We start from the raw sequence: 15,883 nt of genomic DNA, 5'->3' as shown, positions 1-15,883 counted from the left end.
GGCTTCCGGCTACTTCGCGGCCGCGGCGGAGGCGCCCCTGCTGAGGGCGTCGAGCGCGCGGCGCAGCGCGGTGCTGGAGGTATGCGCCGTGTACGGGAAGTACACGACCTCGACGCCGACCGCGGCGAACTCGCGTTCCAGCAGAAGACCCTTCTCGGTGCCGCGCCAGTCGTCGCCCTTGAAGAAGTGAGTGAACCCGACGTCACGCCAGGCCGCCATCTTCGACGGCTCCGTCTCGACGTAGACGTCGTCGACGAACGAGATGTGCCGCACGATCTCCGCGCGCTCCGCCGTCGGGATGACGGACTGGATGCCCTTCACCTCTCGCAGCATCTCGTCGCTGACGACGCCCGCGACGAGGAAGTCGCATTGCTGTCTCGCGTGGCGCAGAAGATTCAGATGCCCGACGTGGAACAGGTCGAAAGCTCCCGCGGCATAGCCGATACGCGTCCCCATGATCTCCCCAGAGCGCAGTTCCCCAAGACGGATCCCCATCCGTCAGCGACTCCCACAGCCGCATCCGTGCAGTCTAGTCCCACGGCGTACGAAACGCGATGACTGAATTCGGCGACGTCCTCAGGACACGTGGGACAGCGCCCCCATGTCGCGATACCACTTGACGAGGACGAGCACGAGGATCACGGCGTTGCAGGCCGCCATGAGCGTGTACGCGCCGAAGAACAGCACGTGATGCCCGAGCAGGAGGAACATCAGGCAGAAGACGCCGTAGTCGGTGGGGATCACGGCGATGGCGTGCAGCGGGCTTGTGGAGGTGGTCCACGCACGGGTCTTCCCGCCGGTCTCGCGCTGCGACAGCAGGTCCTTGAGCACCATGCCGAAGAACGTCAGGTTGTCGACGAACACGTAGACGATCGGCACGAGCAGCCAGGCGATCGGGAAGTCGAAATGACGATAAGCGGTGATCAGCACCGCCATGTGGAGGGCCGTGACCTTGGCGGCGTCCACGGTGTGGTCGAGCCACTCTCCCTGCGCCGAGCCGCCCCCGCGCAGGCGGGCCAGCTGCCCGTCGGCGGAATCGAAGGCGTAGCCGAGCAGGAGAAGCACGCACACCGCCACGCCCACCCACCAGTCCGGGCGTGCGATCGCGAGGACGGCGACCGCCGAGAACGTCAGCACGGCGCTGATACCGGTCACGCCGTTCGGCGTGAGCCCCGCCACGTAGGCCCAGGACGCGATCTGCCGCCCCAGCGGACGGTTGACGTAGCGGGAATACGCGGGGGTGCCGGCCGAGGGCTTCTGCGCTGCGGAGAGTCGCTGCAGCGCATCTCGGTGCGAGGCGAAGACGCCGCCAGACAGATTGGTGCCCATGTTCACGTTCCTCCCCAGGTGGCTGGCCGGGGCGGTCGGCATCGGGCGGCGCCCCGTCGCAGCATCAGGGTGAGTATAGCCATCGACGGCCGTCCCGCGGGATGCAGCGGCCTGTTACGCTTGCGCTCACCAGCGCGGCCCGGGGAGGGCATCCGCGCCGGTCGTCCGCGTCACGCGGACGGGGGCCAATGCGCCGTTCCCTGTCGGACGAGCACATACGGGGACATGAGGGGATGTCGAATGCGCGTGGAGATCAGGTTGGGCCGGCGCACCCTGCGGCGGTGGCAGCAGGTGCTGATCGAGCGTCTGCGCGCCCTTGACGAAGTCGAGGTGGGCGTGCGCGTCGTCGACGAACCGGTGTGCCCGACGCAGCGCAGCTGGGAACGACTCCTCCGTCTGGAACGGCGGCTCTACGGCCTCGACGACGGACTGCTGGCCGTAGCGCGCATCGAGTCGGAAGTGCCGGATGCCTGGGAGCCGGACACGATCGTGGACCTGACGTCGGCTCCTCTCCGCGGCGCATGGGCCGTGCGGTACGAGGACGGCTGGGGCGAGTGCGCGGCCGCGGCCGCCCTGCGAACGGGCGGGTTCCCCGTCGTGACCGTGCTGGACGGCACCGGTGACATCCGCGCGCAGGGACGACCGGGCAGTGAAGTGCCGGGTCTTTTCGCGACGGCGCTCGCCGATCTCAGCGCGGGTGTGGTCGCGCTGATCGTGGGAGCGCTGGCAGGGCGCGACTTCGCACCGCCGGCGGATGCGCCGCGCCCGTCGGGGCGGAATCGCTCCCTGACGGAGATCGGCATCCGCCGTGTCGCCGGCGCGATGGCGCGTCACGCTTACCGCCTGCTGTACCGCGCGCCGCATTGGCGCGTCGGATGGCGACGGGTCGACGGCGCCGGGACGGTGGCCGAGGACGCGCTTCCGCAGGGGCCGTGGCACGACCTGCCCGACGACGGGCTCCGGTTCTACGCGGATCCCTTCCCGTTCGAGCACGAGGGACGCGCGTATCTGTTCGTCGAGGACTTCGAGCACTCCGTCGGGCGCGCGGGCATCTCGGTCGTCCCGTGGACGGAGGATGGTCCGGACGGTGTGCCGGTGCCGGTGCTCGAACACGACGTGCATCTGTCCTACCCGTTCGTGCTCGAGCACGACGGCGACGTGTGGATGATCCCGGAGACCTCCGGAGCACGGACCGTCGAGCTGTATCGCGCCGTCCGGTTCCCCTGGACGTGGGAACGGCACAGCATCCTGTTGGAGGACGTCGAGGCCAGCGACAGCACGCCGTTCCGACACGGCGGGCGGTGGTGGCTGACCGCCACGGTCGGCGACGGCGGCTCACTGTCCGACAGCCTCTGGCTGTGGTCGGCCCCCGACCTGCGCGGGCCGTGGAGCCCGCACCGGAACAACCCCGTCCTCGTCGACATCGCCAGCGCACGACCAGCGGGACGAGTGGTGCAACATGAGGGCCGACTCCTGCGCCCGGTACAGGACTGCCGCGCCGGGTACGGCGCCGCGCTCGCGGTGGCCGAGATCACCCGGCTGGATGACGAGGCGTTCGAGCAGTGCGTGATCCGGCGCTTCGCCCCGGGGGAGGCGTGGCCGGGGACCCGGCTGCACACCCTCAACACCGGAGGCGGCATCGAGACTGTCGACGGATCCGCCTTCGCTCCACGGTTCCGCCGGCGCCGAGCGGCTCCGTCACGACAGCCCGAAGCGAGATGAAGCGATTCGCCCTTGCGGCGGTCACGGCCCAGGGGATCCAGGCCGCCGTCAGCTTCGTTCTGCAGATCCTCGTGCTGCGCCTGCTCGGCGTCAGCGACTACGGACGCTTCGCCATCCTCTACGGCGTCATCGTTCTCGCGATGGCGGTGATCTCCGGTCTCGTCGGCGACTCGCTGGTGGTGCTCCATCGCGAGCAGCACCGCATCAGGGCGGCGCTGGAGCTGATGACGCTGTGGACGAGCCTCGGGGCGGCGATCATCTCGGCGGGGATCGCGCTGCTGACCGGCTTCGTCGACGCCGTCGAAGCGGCCGTCTTCGGGCTCGCGCTGCTCCTGTTCTCGGTGATGGAGGTCGTGCGACGGCTGCTGGTCGCACACCTGCGGTTCCTGCGCGCGGCCATGGGGGATGTCATCGGCCTGGTATGTGCGCTGGCCGTCGTGCTCCCGTTCTGGCACGGCAGCGGGCTCGCGCTGTGGACGTTCCTGGCGGCGATGGCGGTCGGGCAGGCGGTCGCAATCCTCGTGGGGTGGCGGATGCTCCCGCGGGAGGAGAGATCTCTGGTGAGGCCCGGTTCTCCCGACCTCGGTGCGGTCTGGCGATACGGATCCTGGCGTGCGCTGCAGCAGACGCTGCGACCGGGCCTGTTCACCGTCGTCCGCATGCTCGTGCAGGCCTTCGCCGGCATCGCGGCGGTGGGACTCCTCGAGGCGGCGCGCACCTACGTCTCGCCGCTCACACTCGTCGTCGGCAGTTTCTCCTCCCTGCTGTTCGTCCGCTTCGCCGAGCGCGCCAAGGCCGGGGGACGGGGATCCCTCCGCGAGGCCGATCGCGTCGTCCTCCTGCTCCTGCTGCTCTCGGTCGTGCTGGGCGGAGTGGCACTCGTGCTCGCCCCCGTCGTCGGGCCGCTCGTGTTCGACATTCATCTCGACCAGGTCTCGGTCATCAGCTGGGTCGCCTACGGGATGTCGATCGCGATGGTGACGCCGTACGGCGCGCTCAGCGCCGTCTCGGGCCGGCAGATGGTCGTGTTCCTCATCCGGCTCGGCGACACCGTGCTCGGCATCGTCCTCACCGCCCTCGCACTGGCACTGGGAGCGCCCTTCGAGGTCGCCCCGTTCCTGCTCGCGATCGCCTCACTGCTCGGCGGGATCGGGCTGCGCATCGTCGCGGCGAGAGGCGAAGCGGAGTCGCAGGGAACCTGACGAGTCGGTGCTGTCACCGAATGCTAAGTTTTGAGACAGTCAGCACCGCGTGACACGTGGTGCCGGACAGGGGGAGGGGCTCTTGGAGGACGTTCCGTACGGCCGGATTCTGCGAGAGGGATGGGCGATCATCCTTCTCGCGGCGATCGTGGGCGCCGCGATCGCGTACGGCATCACCGTGCCGATGCAGCGCACCTATGCCGCATCGTCGACGCTGATCCTGCAGGTGGAGTCCGATCAGGCATCCCTGTTCGAACGCAATCAGTTCAGTCAGGCGCGGATCAAGTCCTATCCGCCACTGGTGGACAGCCCCGAGGTCGTGGACGGCGTCCGCGCCGACCTCGGTCTCGACCCGGCGGAGTACAGCGACCGCGACATCATGAAGATGCTGTCCGCGGAGAACACCACGGACACCGTGCTCCTGGTCGTCACGGCACAGGCGCCCACGGCGAAGATGTCGGCCGACATGGCCAATTCGGCGGCGAAGCACACCTCCGCGCTGATCGAGTCGACCGAGAACACGCCGGGTGATTCGCGGTACACCGTCACGATGCAGCAGGTGCTGCCCGCCACTCAGCCCGCATCCCCGGTCTCCCCGCAGACGCTGCCGATCGTGGGTCTCGGACTGATCCTCGGCCTCGCCGTCGGCGCCATCGTGGCGGTCTACCGCACGACGACCAACCGCCACCTGCACACGATCTCCGATGTGCGTAAGGCGTGCGGCCTGCCGGTCGTCGGCCGTGTCCCTCGTCGATCTCGGCTCAGTCCCAACGGAAAGCGCAGCCGCGAGGTCCAGAGCGCGGCCTACGCCGAGACCGTCAGCAACGTGGTGGCCCTCGCCGGTGCCGATCACCGGGCGATCGTCGTCGTTCCCACCTCGCCGCACGCGCTCGAGGTGCAGGCCGTGGCGGGTCTGGTCCAGGCATACGCGGAGCTGGGGCGGCGCGCGCAGATCGTGGACCTGCGGGCCGCGGCACGGGCGAGTGCTTCGCCGCCGGACGCCGACGCGCCAAGGGCCGGGCGGAAGGGCGGGACCGTCCCGCTCGCCGACGTCCTGACACGGCTCGACGGGTACGATGCGGCCGCCGACATCGCGGTCGCCATTCTGGATCCGGGCATGACCGGGACGCTGGCGGGCCTCGCCGCCCACGGCATCCCGATCGTCATCGGCACGCGGGCCGGCGAGACCACGGTGACCGAGCTGATCGCCGTCAGCATGCGGATGCAGGTGATGGGTATCCGCCCTCTCGGCGTGCTCATGACCGGCACGCGCAGCGGTGCGAACGACGCGGTCGCGGAGTCCTGGACGGCGTCGGATCGCTATGTCACCGCGGCGCAGGGCGATGCGCAGTCTCGATGATTCCTCGATCCCGCCGGTGATCGCCGGCGGGATCGCCGAGGCGGGCACGCGACCGCATCGCCACGGCGACGCCCGGTCGCCGAGCCGCGACCGTCTCGTCGTCGTCGGGTTCCTCTGCCTACTGCTGATCATCGCCGTCGTGCCCTGGCGCAAGGACGCGATCTACACCGGTGGAGTCGACCCCATCGTCCTGGTCAAGGCCGCGATCTCCGTCCTCACCCTCGCCGGCGCGGTGCTGCTCTGGCTGCGTACGCGCGTGCACGTGCCGATCGGAGTCGGTCCGGCGTTCGTCATCTCCCTGGTGCTTCTGGTCTCGCTGCTCGGCTCCGTCGTCGCGGGCAACGCCGCGGCTACAGCGGTGCTGATCATCCGCATGTTCATCGTGATGCTCACCGTGCTTCTGCTCCTCACCTCGGTGCCCTGGGCGCACGCCGTCTTCTGCCTGCTCTCGGCGATGGCCGTCGTTGCGATGGTCGCCGCAGCGACCGGAGTCGGGACGCTCCTCAGCGAAGGTCGCCTCGGCGGCGGGATGCCCGAGATCCATCCCAACGAGCTGGCGTCGCTCTCGGCGGTGCCGCTGATCGGCGGCATCGTGCTCGTGCTGCGCAGAGGCGTGCGGCTGTGGGCGTTGGCGGTGGTGGCGGTCCTGCTCGTCATCGTCGTCGCCTCCGGGTCGCGGACGGCGCTGCTCGCGGTCGCGCTGGCCGCAGTCGTCGCCCTGCTGTCGAACGGCAGACTCGGGCGCGGCGTGGTGATCGCCCTGCTGGTGGCCCTGCCGGTCTCGTACGCCATCGCGGCGTTCACCGACGTCTTCGAGAGTCTCGCCTCGCGCGGCGGCGCGACCGAGGCGACGGGCACCCTGGACTCGAGGTTCAACGCCTGGAGACCGGTGCTCGCGTGGGCATGGACCTCCTGGGAGAAGTGGATCGGCGTCGGTCTCTCGGTCAAGGAGGTCGCCGTCGACGACAAGTGGGTCCCGGTTCAGGTGCTCGACAGCAGTTGGGTGTCGCTTCTCGCACAGGGCGGGATCATCGGGTTCGTGATCACGGCCGCGCTGCTGGTGTGGTGCGTGCTGAACGCGCTGCTGTCCCGGGAGCGCAGAGGCGTGCTGCTGCCCCTGCTCACGCTCATCCTCGTCGGCTCGCTCACCGAGAGCGGTCTGGTTGACAGCGCGATGCCGTTCGTCGTCTTCCTCACCGTCGCCACTCTGCTCACCCATCGCTCCCGCGCCGCTGCACTGGCGTAGGATTTTCGGCATCGCGCACCCTGCGCGGCACGAGACGAGGTGGCGCGGTGCCCGATTCAATTGACGACGACGTCCCCCGACGCGGGTGGCTGATCGCCGTGATCGTCGTCGTCGTGGTGCTCGTGGCCGGCGGGATCGTCTGGGCCGTCATCGCAGGGGCGAACGGCCCGACGGCGGCGGGACCCTCGGCGCCTCCCACTGCTGCCGGAACCCCGGCGCCTGCCACTCCCTCGGTCTTTCCGACGCCGACGGCGGGCGCCACCACCCCGGTCGAGAAGACCGCTGCGCCCATCGAGGTGTCGCCCACGGAGACGGCTCAACCGAAGCCGGGAGCCTTCGTGACGCTCGCGTCGATCGAGGCTGTGACAGCCGGCCGAGACATCCCGGGTGAGAAGTCGGGGCCCGCCGTCAAGGTCGCGGTCCAGCTCGTCAACGACTCCGACAAGCCCATCGACACGGGCAACTCGGGGGTCACGCTGACGTACGGCGGCGACGATCGTACGCCCGCTGTGGTCCTCACAGACGACAAGGCGGTCAACTGGCCCGCTCAGATCAAGCCAGGGGCGAAAGCGACTGCCGTGTATTTCTTCGCAGTACCTCTTGCGGTGACAGGGGATGTGCGTGTTACTGTCGACCTGTTGCCGTCGGGTCCCGACGTCGTGTTCGTGGGGCCACGCCCGTAAAACGACGGCATAGGGGAGATGCGTGAGACGCCCTGGGAAGCGTCGCACGTCTGAGTAGCTGGGGAATGCTGATGGGCGATTTCGTCGTATCTGCGCGGCGGCGCAGTGTCTCTGTGGGGTTGGCACTGGTGGCGGTGGTCACCATGATCGCGACCCTCCTCATCGTCGGGGAGCCCGCACGGGCCGACGTGAGCCCACCGGACGGGGAGGCGTCGACGGTCACCGCCGACGCCCTGCCCACGGTTCAGATCAACGGCATCGTCTGGGACCAGGAGATCGTCGGGAACGTCGTCTATGCGGTCGGGCAGTTCAGCTCGGCTCGGCCGGCCGGCGCTGCCGCCGGCACGAACGAGACGCCTCGCTCGAACATGCTCGCGTACAACCTGACGACCGGTGAGCTGATCACGTCGTTCGCGCCCACGATCAACGCCCAGGTGCGTCAGGTCGCGGCATCCCCCGACGGCACGCGTCTCTACATCGTGGGCGACTTCACGAGCGTCAACGGGCAGACCCGCAACCGGGTCGCGGCGTTCGATCTGCCCAGCGGCGCGTTGTCCGACTTCGATCCGAACGTCAGCGGGTCCGCTTCCGGTGTCGACGCGACGAACTCGACGGTGTACATCACGGGCTCGTTCTGGAGGGTCTCCGGGCAGGACCGCGAGGGCGCTGCGGCGCTGACCAAGGCCGGAGCGCTGATGCCATGGGCTCCGGTGCTCGGCGACAGGCAGGGCAAGGTCGTCCTGGTGTCGCCCGACCAGAGCAAGGTCGTCCTGGGCGGCGGCTTCCCGACGCTCAACGGCAGCGCCAACCCCGGCTACGGGCTCGGCATGGTCGATGCCCAGACCGGAGCGCTGCTTCCCTTCGGCACGAACGGTGTCGTCCGGGACGCGGGCAACGACTCCGCCATCCTCTCGCTGAAGAGCGACGGCCAGTCCCTCTACGGCTCCGGCTACGTCTTCGGTGACGGGGGCAACCTCGAGGGGAGCTTCCGCACCGATTGGGCGTCCGGCGATCTGGTGTGGGTGAACGACTGCCACGGCGACACGTACGACGTGCAGCCCTTCGGCGACGCGCTCTACCAGGCCGGGCACTCCCACTACTGCGGCAGCCTCGTGGACGGCTTCCCGCAGAGCGACCCGGACTGGAACTTCTACCGGGCGCTGGCCGTGAGCAAGGACGTGCAGCGGATCACCCCTCCCGGCCTGAACAACGGATATGCGGAGTTCGCCGGCAACCCGCAGCCGAAGCTGCTGCACTGGTTCCCGGCTATGAACACCGGCACTGTCAGCGGTGCGTACCAGGGGCCCTGGACCGTCAACGGCAATTCGGAGTACGTCGTTTACGGCGGCGAGTTCACGCGCGTCAACGACAAGGGTCAACAGGGCCTCGTGCGGTTCGCGATTCCGTCGAAGTCCACGAACCAGCAGGGCCCGCAGATGTGGAACGCCGAATGGATGCCCACCGCGGCGGGCGTCGCCGGCGGGGCTCTCCGGATCTCCTGGCCGTCCAACTGGGACCGCGACAGCGAGTACCTGAAGTATGAGGTGCTCCGCGATGGCGCCGTCGTGAAGACTTTCGACTCGCTGCGTTCGAAGAAGGCCGATTGGGCGGTGCCTGCGTTCGCCTGGGTGGACGCCACCGTGGTGGCAGGAACGTCGTACTCGTACAGGGTGCGGGCCACTGATCAGCAGGGGCACGCCGCGATGAGCGGCACTGTCACCGCGACGGCTTCGGGCACCTTGGCCGGCAGCGCCTACCGCACCGCCGTGCTGAAGGACTCGCCGCGGAACTACTGGCCGCTCGGCGAGGCATCCGGTGCGACCGCCTACGACTGGGCGGGCGGATCGGATCTGACGCTCAACGGGAGTTACACACGGAACCAGTCCGGCGCCGTCAGCGGCGAGTCGGGGAAGACGAGCACACGCTTCAACGGCAGCAACGCATACGGAGCATCCTCCGAGAAGATCGTGGCGCCTCAGGAGTTCACGATCGAGGCATGGGTCCGTACCGACACCAACGGCGGCCCCGGCGGCAAGATGGTCGGATTCGGCGACGCCAAGACCGGACTGTCTTCGAGCTACGACCGCCACATCTACATGGAGACGAACGGTCGCATCACCTTCGGCGCCTATCCCGGATCCACGCAGACGATCACTTCTTCGGGCACGTACAACGACGCGCAGTGGCACTATGTGGTGGCGACCTTGAGCGGCAGCGGGATGAGCCTGTACGTCGACGGTGCGCGCGTCGCACAGCGGTCCGACGTCTACAGCGGTCAGTACTACTACGGGTACTGGCGCGTGGGCGGCGACCGCACCTGGGCGGGCAACACCTACTTCAGGGGCTACCTCGAGGACGTCGCCGTGTACGACTCCGCGCTCTCGCCGCAGAGCATCGCCGCGCACTACACGGCGTCCGGACGCACCGCGCCGGTGGCGGTCAGCCCCGCCGACGCCTACGGCGCCGCCGTCTTCGGCCTGCACCCCGACCTGTACTGGCGGATGGACGAGACGACGGGCAGCTTCGCGACCGACTACTCGGGGAACAACCAGCGCGGACGCTACCTGAACGGCAACACCAAGGGTGTCGCAGGACCCCTGTTCGGAGTCAGCAACCCAGGGGTGAGGTTCACCGGGGGACAGTTGATCAGCGAGAAGTCGTTCGTCGACCCGAAGACCTACTCGCTGGAGGCCTGGTTCAACACGACCTCCACCGCCGGCGGCAAGATCATCGGGTTCGGTTCGAGCAGCTCGACCACGAACTCGGGAAGCACTGATCGTCATGTGTACATGACCAACACCGGCCAGCTCGTCTACGGCACATACCCGGGCTCACAGGTGAAGCTCACCACGACGGCGAGCTACAACGACGGCAAGTGGCACCAGGTCGTCGCGACGCAGGGACCGGCAGGAATGCGGCTCTACGTCGACGGCGTACAGGCCGGGGCGAACACGACCACCGGCGCCCAGTCCTACACGGGTTACTGGCACATCGGCGGTGACGTCACTTGGGGGCCCGGTGGCAACGCCTTCGCCGGCGCGGTCGACGAGGCCGCAGTCTACTCAGTGCCGATCACGGCCGACGACGTCGCGCTGCACTACTCGCTCGGGACGACCGGCAAGGCGCCGAACGTCCTGCCGACGGCGTCGTTCACCTCGTCGGTCGCGAAGCTGGCGCTGTCGGTCGACGCCTCGGCATCGGCTGACACCGACGGGACGATCGCGTCCTACGCCTGGAACTGGGGCGACGGGACTCCTGACGGGTCGGGCAAGACGGCGAACCACGTGTTCGCCGCCGCGGGGGACTACACGGTCACTCTCACGGTCACCGACAACGACGGCGGAAGTCGAACGAGCTCGACCCCGGTGACCGCCGTCGCGAACGTCGCGCCGACTGCCGCCTTCGCGACGACGCCGACCGATCTGAAGATCAGCGCCGACGCATCGGGATCTCTCGATACTGACGGCACCATCGCTTCGTACGCCTGGGAGTGGGGCGACGGTGCGACGGGCACGGGGAAGATCGCATCGCACACGTATGCCGCTGCCGGCACGTACTCGGTGAAGCTGACCGTGACAGACAACGACGGGGCAACGAGTGTGCTGACCCAGGACGTCACAGCGACCGACCCGCCCGTCGTCGCCACCTATGCGCGGGATGCGTTCGGTAGGACGGTGGCGTCGGGACTGGGGTCTGCGGACCTCGGTGGGGCGTGGTCGTTGAAGCAGAGTGCCGCGAACTACAGGGTGAACGGTTCGGCGGCGGAGTTCGTGCAGCCGGCCGGCGGTTCGCAGCGGTTCGCGTATCTGCCGAGCGTGTCGTCCACGGACACGGCGGTCGAGGTCGATGTGGCTCTTCCGGCGCTGCCGGTCGGTGCCAGCTCGTACACGACCGTGCACGTGCGACGCGTGGGCACCGATGAGTACAAGTCGCAGCTGGTGGTGTCGCCTTCCGGCGGCGTGACCGTGCAGCTGACGCGGAACGACACGGTCCTGTCCAACGTCGCGGTGACCGGTTGGACGGTCGCCGCGGGGCAGTCGATCCGCGTGCGCACGGAGGCTGTGGGCACCTCGCCGACCACACTGCGGGTGAAAGCGTGGAAGGTCGGCGCAGCGATGCCGACATCGTGGACCGCATCGACCACCGACTCCACGGCGGCGCTGCAGGCTGCGGGCGACATCGGCCTGGGCGTCTATCTGGGGTCTACGGCGACGAACGTCCCGTTCGTGACCCGCTTCGACAACCTCTGGGCAGGGTCGACGGCCGCGACCCCCGGGCCGGCACCGGATCCGGAGCCGAACAAGGCGCCGACTGCGGCGTTCACGTCGACGGTCTCCGCGCTGAAGGCATCCGTGGACGCATCCGGCTCCACTGACACCGACGGCACCATCGCCTCGTATGTGTGGAGTTGGGGCGACAACAGCGCCGACGGGACGGGCAGGACGACGTCGCACACCTACGCCGCAGCGGGGACCTACACGGTGAAGCTCACCGTCACGGACGACGCCGGGGCCACGGACTCCGTCAGCCGTTCGGTGACGGTGTCCGACGTCGTTCCGCCGGCCCCTGTGGCATTCGCACAGGATGCGTTCGGTAGGACGGTGGCGTCGGGACTGGGGTCTGCGGACCTCGGTGGGGCGTGGTCGTTGAAGCAGAGTGCGGCGAACTACAGGGTGAACGGTTCGGCGGCGGAGTTCGTGCAGCCGGCCGGCGGTTCGCAGCGGTTCGCGTATCTGCCGAGCGTGTCGTCCACGGACACGGCGGTCGAGGTCGATGTGGCTCTTCCGGCGCTGCCGGTCGGCGGCAGTTCGTACAGCACGGTGCACGTGCGGCGAGTCGGCACGGGGGAGTACATCGCGCGGCTGATCGTCGCTCCCTCCGGCGTGGTGACCGTGCAGCTGATGCGAGATGACACAGTGCTGTCCAACGTGATCACCACGATCACCCTCGCCGCAGGCGATGCCGTGCACGTGCGCGCCGAGGCAACGGGCACGTCGCCGACCACGCTGCGAGTCAAGGCCTGGAAGGCAGGCACGACCCCTCCGACGGCATGGACGGCGTCGACCACGGACGCCACTGCCGCGATGCAGGCCGCAGGCGACATCGGCCTGGGCGTGTACCTCGGCGGAGCCGCGACGAACCTGCCGTTCGTGACCCGTTTCGACAACCTGTGGGCCGGCCCGAGCGCCGGCGGTCCGCAGTGAGGGAAGTGACTCATGTGACGTACGTCGTGCTCTGAGGCACGGGATCCTTGCCGAGCCTAGGAACCTGAGGTCGCTTGGGGTATGGTGACACCCACCAGACCCCCAGCTGGTTCTCAGGAAGGGTGGCCCCGCCACCCGCGGCAGCAAGGATCCCGTTCCTATGCGTCTCAAAGCACTGGCGAGCAGCTTCACGCTCGCGATCATGGCCGCTTTCTGCCTCACTGCAGCCCCCGCCGCTTCAGCGGCGACCGCCGTTCCGGCTCCGATGCCGGCCTGGAGCACAAGCGGCGCTCGCGCGCCACAGGGCTCGGCGCCGGTCGGCACCGCCCGATACGCCGTGCCGGCCGGAGCGATCCACGTCGACAGCTCGCGCGGATCGGCTGCCGGCACCGGCTCGGCCACCGCGCCGTACGCGAGTGTGCAGGACGCGATCGGCAAGGCCCCCTCCGGCAGCACGATCGTGCTGCGCGGCGGGACATACAACGAGTCGCTCACGGTCCCGACGGGCAAGAGACTGACGATCCAGTCATATCCCGGCGAGGCGGTCTGGCTTGACGGCTCCAAGCCGCTGACGCAGTGGTACTCGTCCGGGACCGTTTGGTATGCACCGGGATGGAACTACAACTTCGATTCGTCCCCCACCGACACCAAGGGCGCCCCGGACGGCACGAGTGCGGGATGGCAGTGGGTCAACCCCGCGAAACCGATGGCGGCCCATCCCGAGCAGGTGTGGATCGACGGCGTGCCGCTGCAGGAGGTGGCGAGCCTCGCGCAGGTGAAGGCGGGGACGTTCTTCGCCGACAAGGCGGCGAAGCGGCTCTACATCGGATCGACTCCCGTGGGCAAGGAAGTCCGTGCCGCTGTCCTGACGAAGGCGATGTCGTTGCGTGGTGACGGTGTCACCGTCCGCGGCATCGGCATCCGCAAGTACGCGACCTCAGTCTGGATGATGGGCGCCGTGACGATCGAGGCCCCGAACGCGACTTTCGAGAACGTCGCGATCTACGACTCCGCGACCACGGGAATCTTCGTCGGTGCGGCCAACGCGAAGCTGACGAAGCTGACCGTCGCGCGCAACGGGATGCTCGGAGTGAGCGCCAACTACGCCGACAATCTGCGCGTGAGCGGTCTGCTCGTGGTGCAGAACAACACTGAGGGCTTCAACAACGCCCCCGTCTCCGGTGGCCTGAAGATCACGAAATCCCGGGTGTTCTCCGTGACCGACTCCGCCTTCCTGCGCAACAACGGCCCCGGCATCTGGGTGGACGAGTCGGTCTATGACATCGACATCCTTCGCAACGACGTGGTGGCCAACACCGGGACCGGGGTGTTCTTGGAGCTGTCCCAGCGAGCTGACGTCATCGACAACGTCGTGCTCAACAACAAGGGCAATGGCGTCAAGGTCAACAACACCGGCAGCGTGCAGATCTGGAACAACACGATCGTGGGAGGGAACCGCACGCTCAACATCGTGCAGGACTCCCGCCGCGCCGACGACCCGGCCGTGCCCGGTCATGACAAGCGCCGCCCGTTCCCCGACCCGACCATGCCGTGGCTCGTGAGCGGAGTGACGGTGGGGAACAACGTCATCGCGGCGTCCTCGGGCAACTGCACGTACTGCGTCGAGGACTACTCGGTGCGGTTCACCGCCGCGCAGATGAAGATCTCGACCAACGGAAACCTGGTGCAGCGCACCTCCTCCACCTCGCCCGCCTGGGTCTACGTGTGGTCGCGGGGCTCGGTGAACGTCAATCCTGCGGTCTACACGTCGGTCAAGGCGTTCATCGCGGGGACCGGTCAGGAGAAGTCCGCCGTGGCCGTCGACGGCCGAGCCGTCACAGATGCGAGCGGTCGTATCCTCCCCGGACTCCTTCTCAAGCCCGTGACGCCATCCGCCGCCGTCGCGGCGCTGGGCGCGAAGGCGAGGGTCGGCGCCACCTTCAAGTGATTTGCGCCCCGCGCGGGGAATCGCTCAACTCATCGACGGCGGCGACGAATCGGGAACGGTAGTGCTCGACGCCGAAGCGCTCTGCCGCCTGTGCTGCATCGGTGCGTGCCGCAGCAGCGTAGGCAGGCCATTCGTCCATGAGGCGTCGGACGGCCTCCGCGATGGCAGGGGCGTCGTCGACCGGCACGCGGATGACCGCCGAGAAGCCTTCGCCGGCTTCGTGCAGGCCGCTGTGGTCGGCGAGCACGACAGGGCGGGAGCAGCGCAGGGCCTCGACGACGACGTTGCCGAACGACTCGTCGGCGCGGGAGGGCACGATCACGGCGTCCGCAGCGCTGATCGCATCCCAGACGACCGGCTGGAAGCCCTGGAACCGGATCTGATCCGCGATGTCCAGATCGTGCGCCAGGGTCCGCAGCTCTTCTTCGTACCACTCATAACCGGGGAAGACGTCCCCGACCACGTCGGCGGCGACGTCCACCCCGTGGTCGCGCAGCAGGGCGACCGCGCGGAGCACCAGATCGACGCCCTTCCGGGGTGAGAGTCGGCCGACGTAGAGCAGGCGGAACGGGCCATCGATCCGCTGCCGTGGCGGTGCGACCTCGTCGGGGCCTGTCACGCCGTTCGGCACCACCCGCACCCGGCCGCGTCGGGACAGGCCCCGGGGACGGCAGACATCCCGGCTCGTCTTCGAGTTGAAGACGGCGCCCGTCGCCGCACCGAGCGGGGCGGTCAGCATCGTGCGAGCCGCCCACGGAAGACCCGCCTCTGCTTCGTGCACGTAGACGAGGGCCGGGCGTCGGCGCACGCGTGCCGCGAGGGTCCAGAACGGGATGGTGAGGGTGTTCCCGATCACGACATCGGGGTCCACTTCGCGGATCAGCCGCCGCATCCGTGGCCAGGAGCGGGCGATCGTCGCGATCGTCGCCACCAGGCCGCGGGGCGTGAGCATGCTTCTGCGCACGATGGGCACCGGCAGCACTCGCGTCTCTGCGCCCGCCGCGCTCACCAGCGGGAGGAGCGGACCGTCGACGGAGCTGGTGAACACCACCCGGCGATCCACGGCGACGAGGCTTCTGATCGCCTCGACGATCATCCGGTCGGAGCCGTAGAGGTCTGCCGACGGGTTGGCGACCAGCACAGTGCCGGTGCGCTCTCGCCGTCCGCTCATGACCGCACCCGCGGGCAG

At 68.7% G+C, this 15,883-nt stretch carries 10 protein-coding genes; 7 read left to right on the top strand and 3 right to left on the bottom strand.

What is annotated here, in order from left to right; genetic code table 11:
* Nucleotides 1-9: 9 nt before the first annotated feature.
* Together ACFVAE_RS07040 and ACFVAE_RS07035 are read right to left on the bottom strand one after the other, a co-directional pair.
* Nucleotides 10-456: an adenylyltransferase/cytidyltransferase family protein gene (locus ACFVAE_RS07040; protein ID WP_378889613.1), complete on the bottom strand. Its 447-nt coding sequence runs from the start codon at nucleotides 454-456 to the stop codon at nucleotides 10-12.
* Nucleotides 457-576: 120 nt separating this feature from the next.
* The gene (locus tag ACFVAE_RS07035; RefSeq protein ID WP_378889611.1) at nucleotides 577-1,329 is read right to left on the bottom strand and encodes a CDP-alcohol phosphatidyltransferase family protein; all 753 of its coding nucleotides are present in this window, start codon (nucleotides 1,327-1,329) and stop codon (nucleotides 577-579) included.
* A 240-nt stretch (nucleotides 1,330-1,569) separates the two neighbouring features.
* On the opposite strand from ACFVAE_RS07035, the gene ACFVAE_RS07030 reads away from it, so the two are divergent.
* From ACFVAE_RS07030 to ACFVAE_RS07000, 7 genes are all read left to right on the top strand, one after another.
* Entirely contained in the window at nucleotides 1,570-3,051 is a 1,482-nt protein-coding gene (locus tag ACFVAE_RS07030) for a hypothetical protein (protein ID WP_378889609.1), read from the top strand.
* A complete protein-coding gene (locus ACFVAE_RS07025) occupies nucleotides 3,048-4,253 on the top strand; it encodes a lipopolysaccharide biosynthesis protein (RefSeq protein ID WP_378889606.1) in 1,206 nt (401 codons plus the stop codon). The genes ACFVAE_RS07030 and ACFVAE_RS07025 overlap by 4 nt, the downstream gene beginning before the upstream one ends.
* 82 nt (nucleotides 4,254-4,335) lie before the next feature.
* On the top strand, nucleotides 4,336-5,613 hold the full coding sequence (locus ACFVAE_RS07020) for a YveK family protein (RefSeq protein WP_378889603.1): 1,278 nt from the start codon (nucleotides 4,336-4,338) through the stop codon (nucleotides 5,611-5,613).
* Nucleotides 5,597-6,859, top strand: a complete 1,263-nt coding sequence (locus tag ACFVAE_RS07015; protein WP_378889600.1) for an O-antigen ligase family protein — start codon at nucleotides 5,597-5,599, stop codon at nucleotides 6,857-6,859. The genes ACFVAE_RS07020 and ACFVAE_RS07015 overlap by 17 nt, the downstream gene beginning before the upstream one ends.
* Before the next feature lie 47 nt (nucleotides 6,860-6,906).
* Complete coding sequence (locus ACFVAE_RS07010) at nucleotides 6,907-7,542, top strand: hypothetical protein (RefSeq protein WP_378889597.1); 636 nt, start codon at nucleotides 6,907-6,909, stop codon at nucleotides 7,540-7,542.
* A gap of 113 nt (nucleotides 7,543-7,655) precedes the next feature.
* Nucleotides 7,656-12,746 (top strand): PKD domain-containing protein, encoded by a 5,091-nt coding sequence (locus ACFVAE_RS07005; RefSeq protein WP_378889595.1) that lies wholly within the window; start codon nucleotides 7,656-7,658, stop codon nucleotides 12,744-12,746.
* A gap of 160 nt (nucleotides 12,747-12,906) precedes the next feature.
* The gene (locus ACFVAE_RS07000; RefSeq protein WP_378889593.1) at nucleotides 12,907-14,694 is read left to right on the top strand and encodes a right-handed parallel beta-helix repeat-containing protein; all 1,788 of its coding nucleotides are present in this window, start codon (nucleotides 12,907-12,909) and stop codon (nucleotides 14,692-14,694) included.
* On the opposite strand, the gene ACFVAE_RS06995 is transcribed toward ACFVAE_RS07000, so the two are convergent.
* Complete coding sequence (locus tag ACFVAE_RS06995) at nucleotides 14,687-15,865, bottom strand: glycosyltransferase (RefSeq protein ID WP_378889590.1); 1,179 nt, start codon at nucleotides 15,863-15,865, stop codon at nucleotides 14,687-14,689. The genes ACFVAE_RS07000 and ACFVAE_RS06995 overlap by 8 nt on opposite strands.
* Nucleotides 15,866-15,883 lie beyond the last annotated feature (18 nt).

It is taken from the genome of Microbacterium sp. NPDC057659, from assembly GCF_042799915.1.
Lineage (GTDB): Bacteria > Actinomycetota > Actinomycetes > Actinomycetales > Microbacteriaceae > Microbacterium.
The sequence above is the reverse complement of the archived record's forward strand: the minus strand, read 5'-3'. Positions and strand labels throughout refer to the sequence as shown.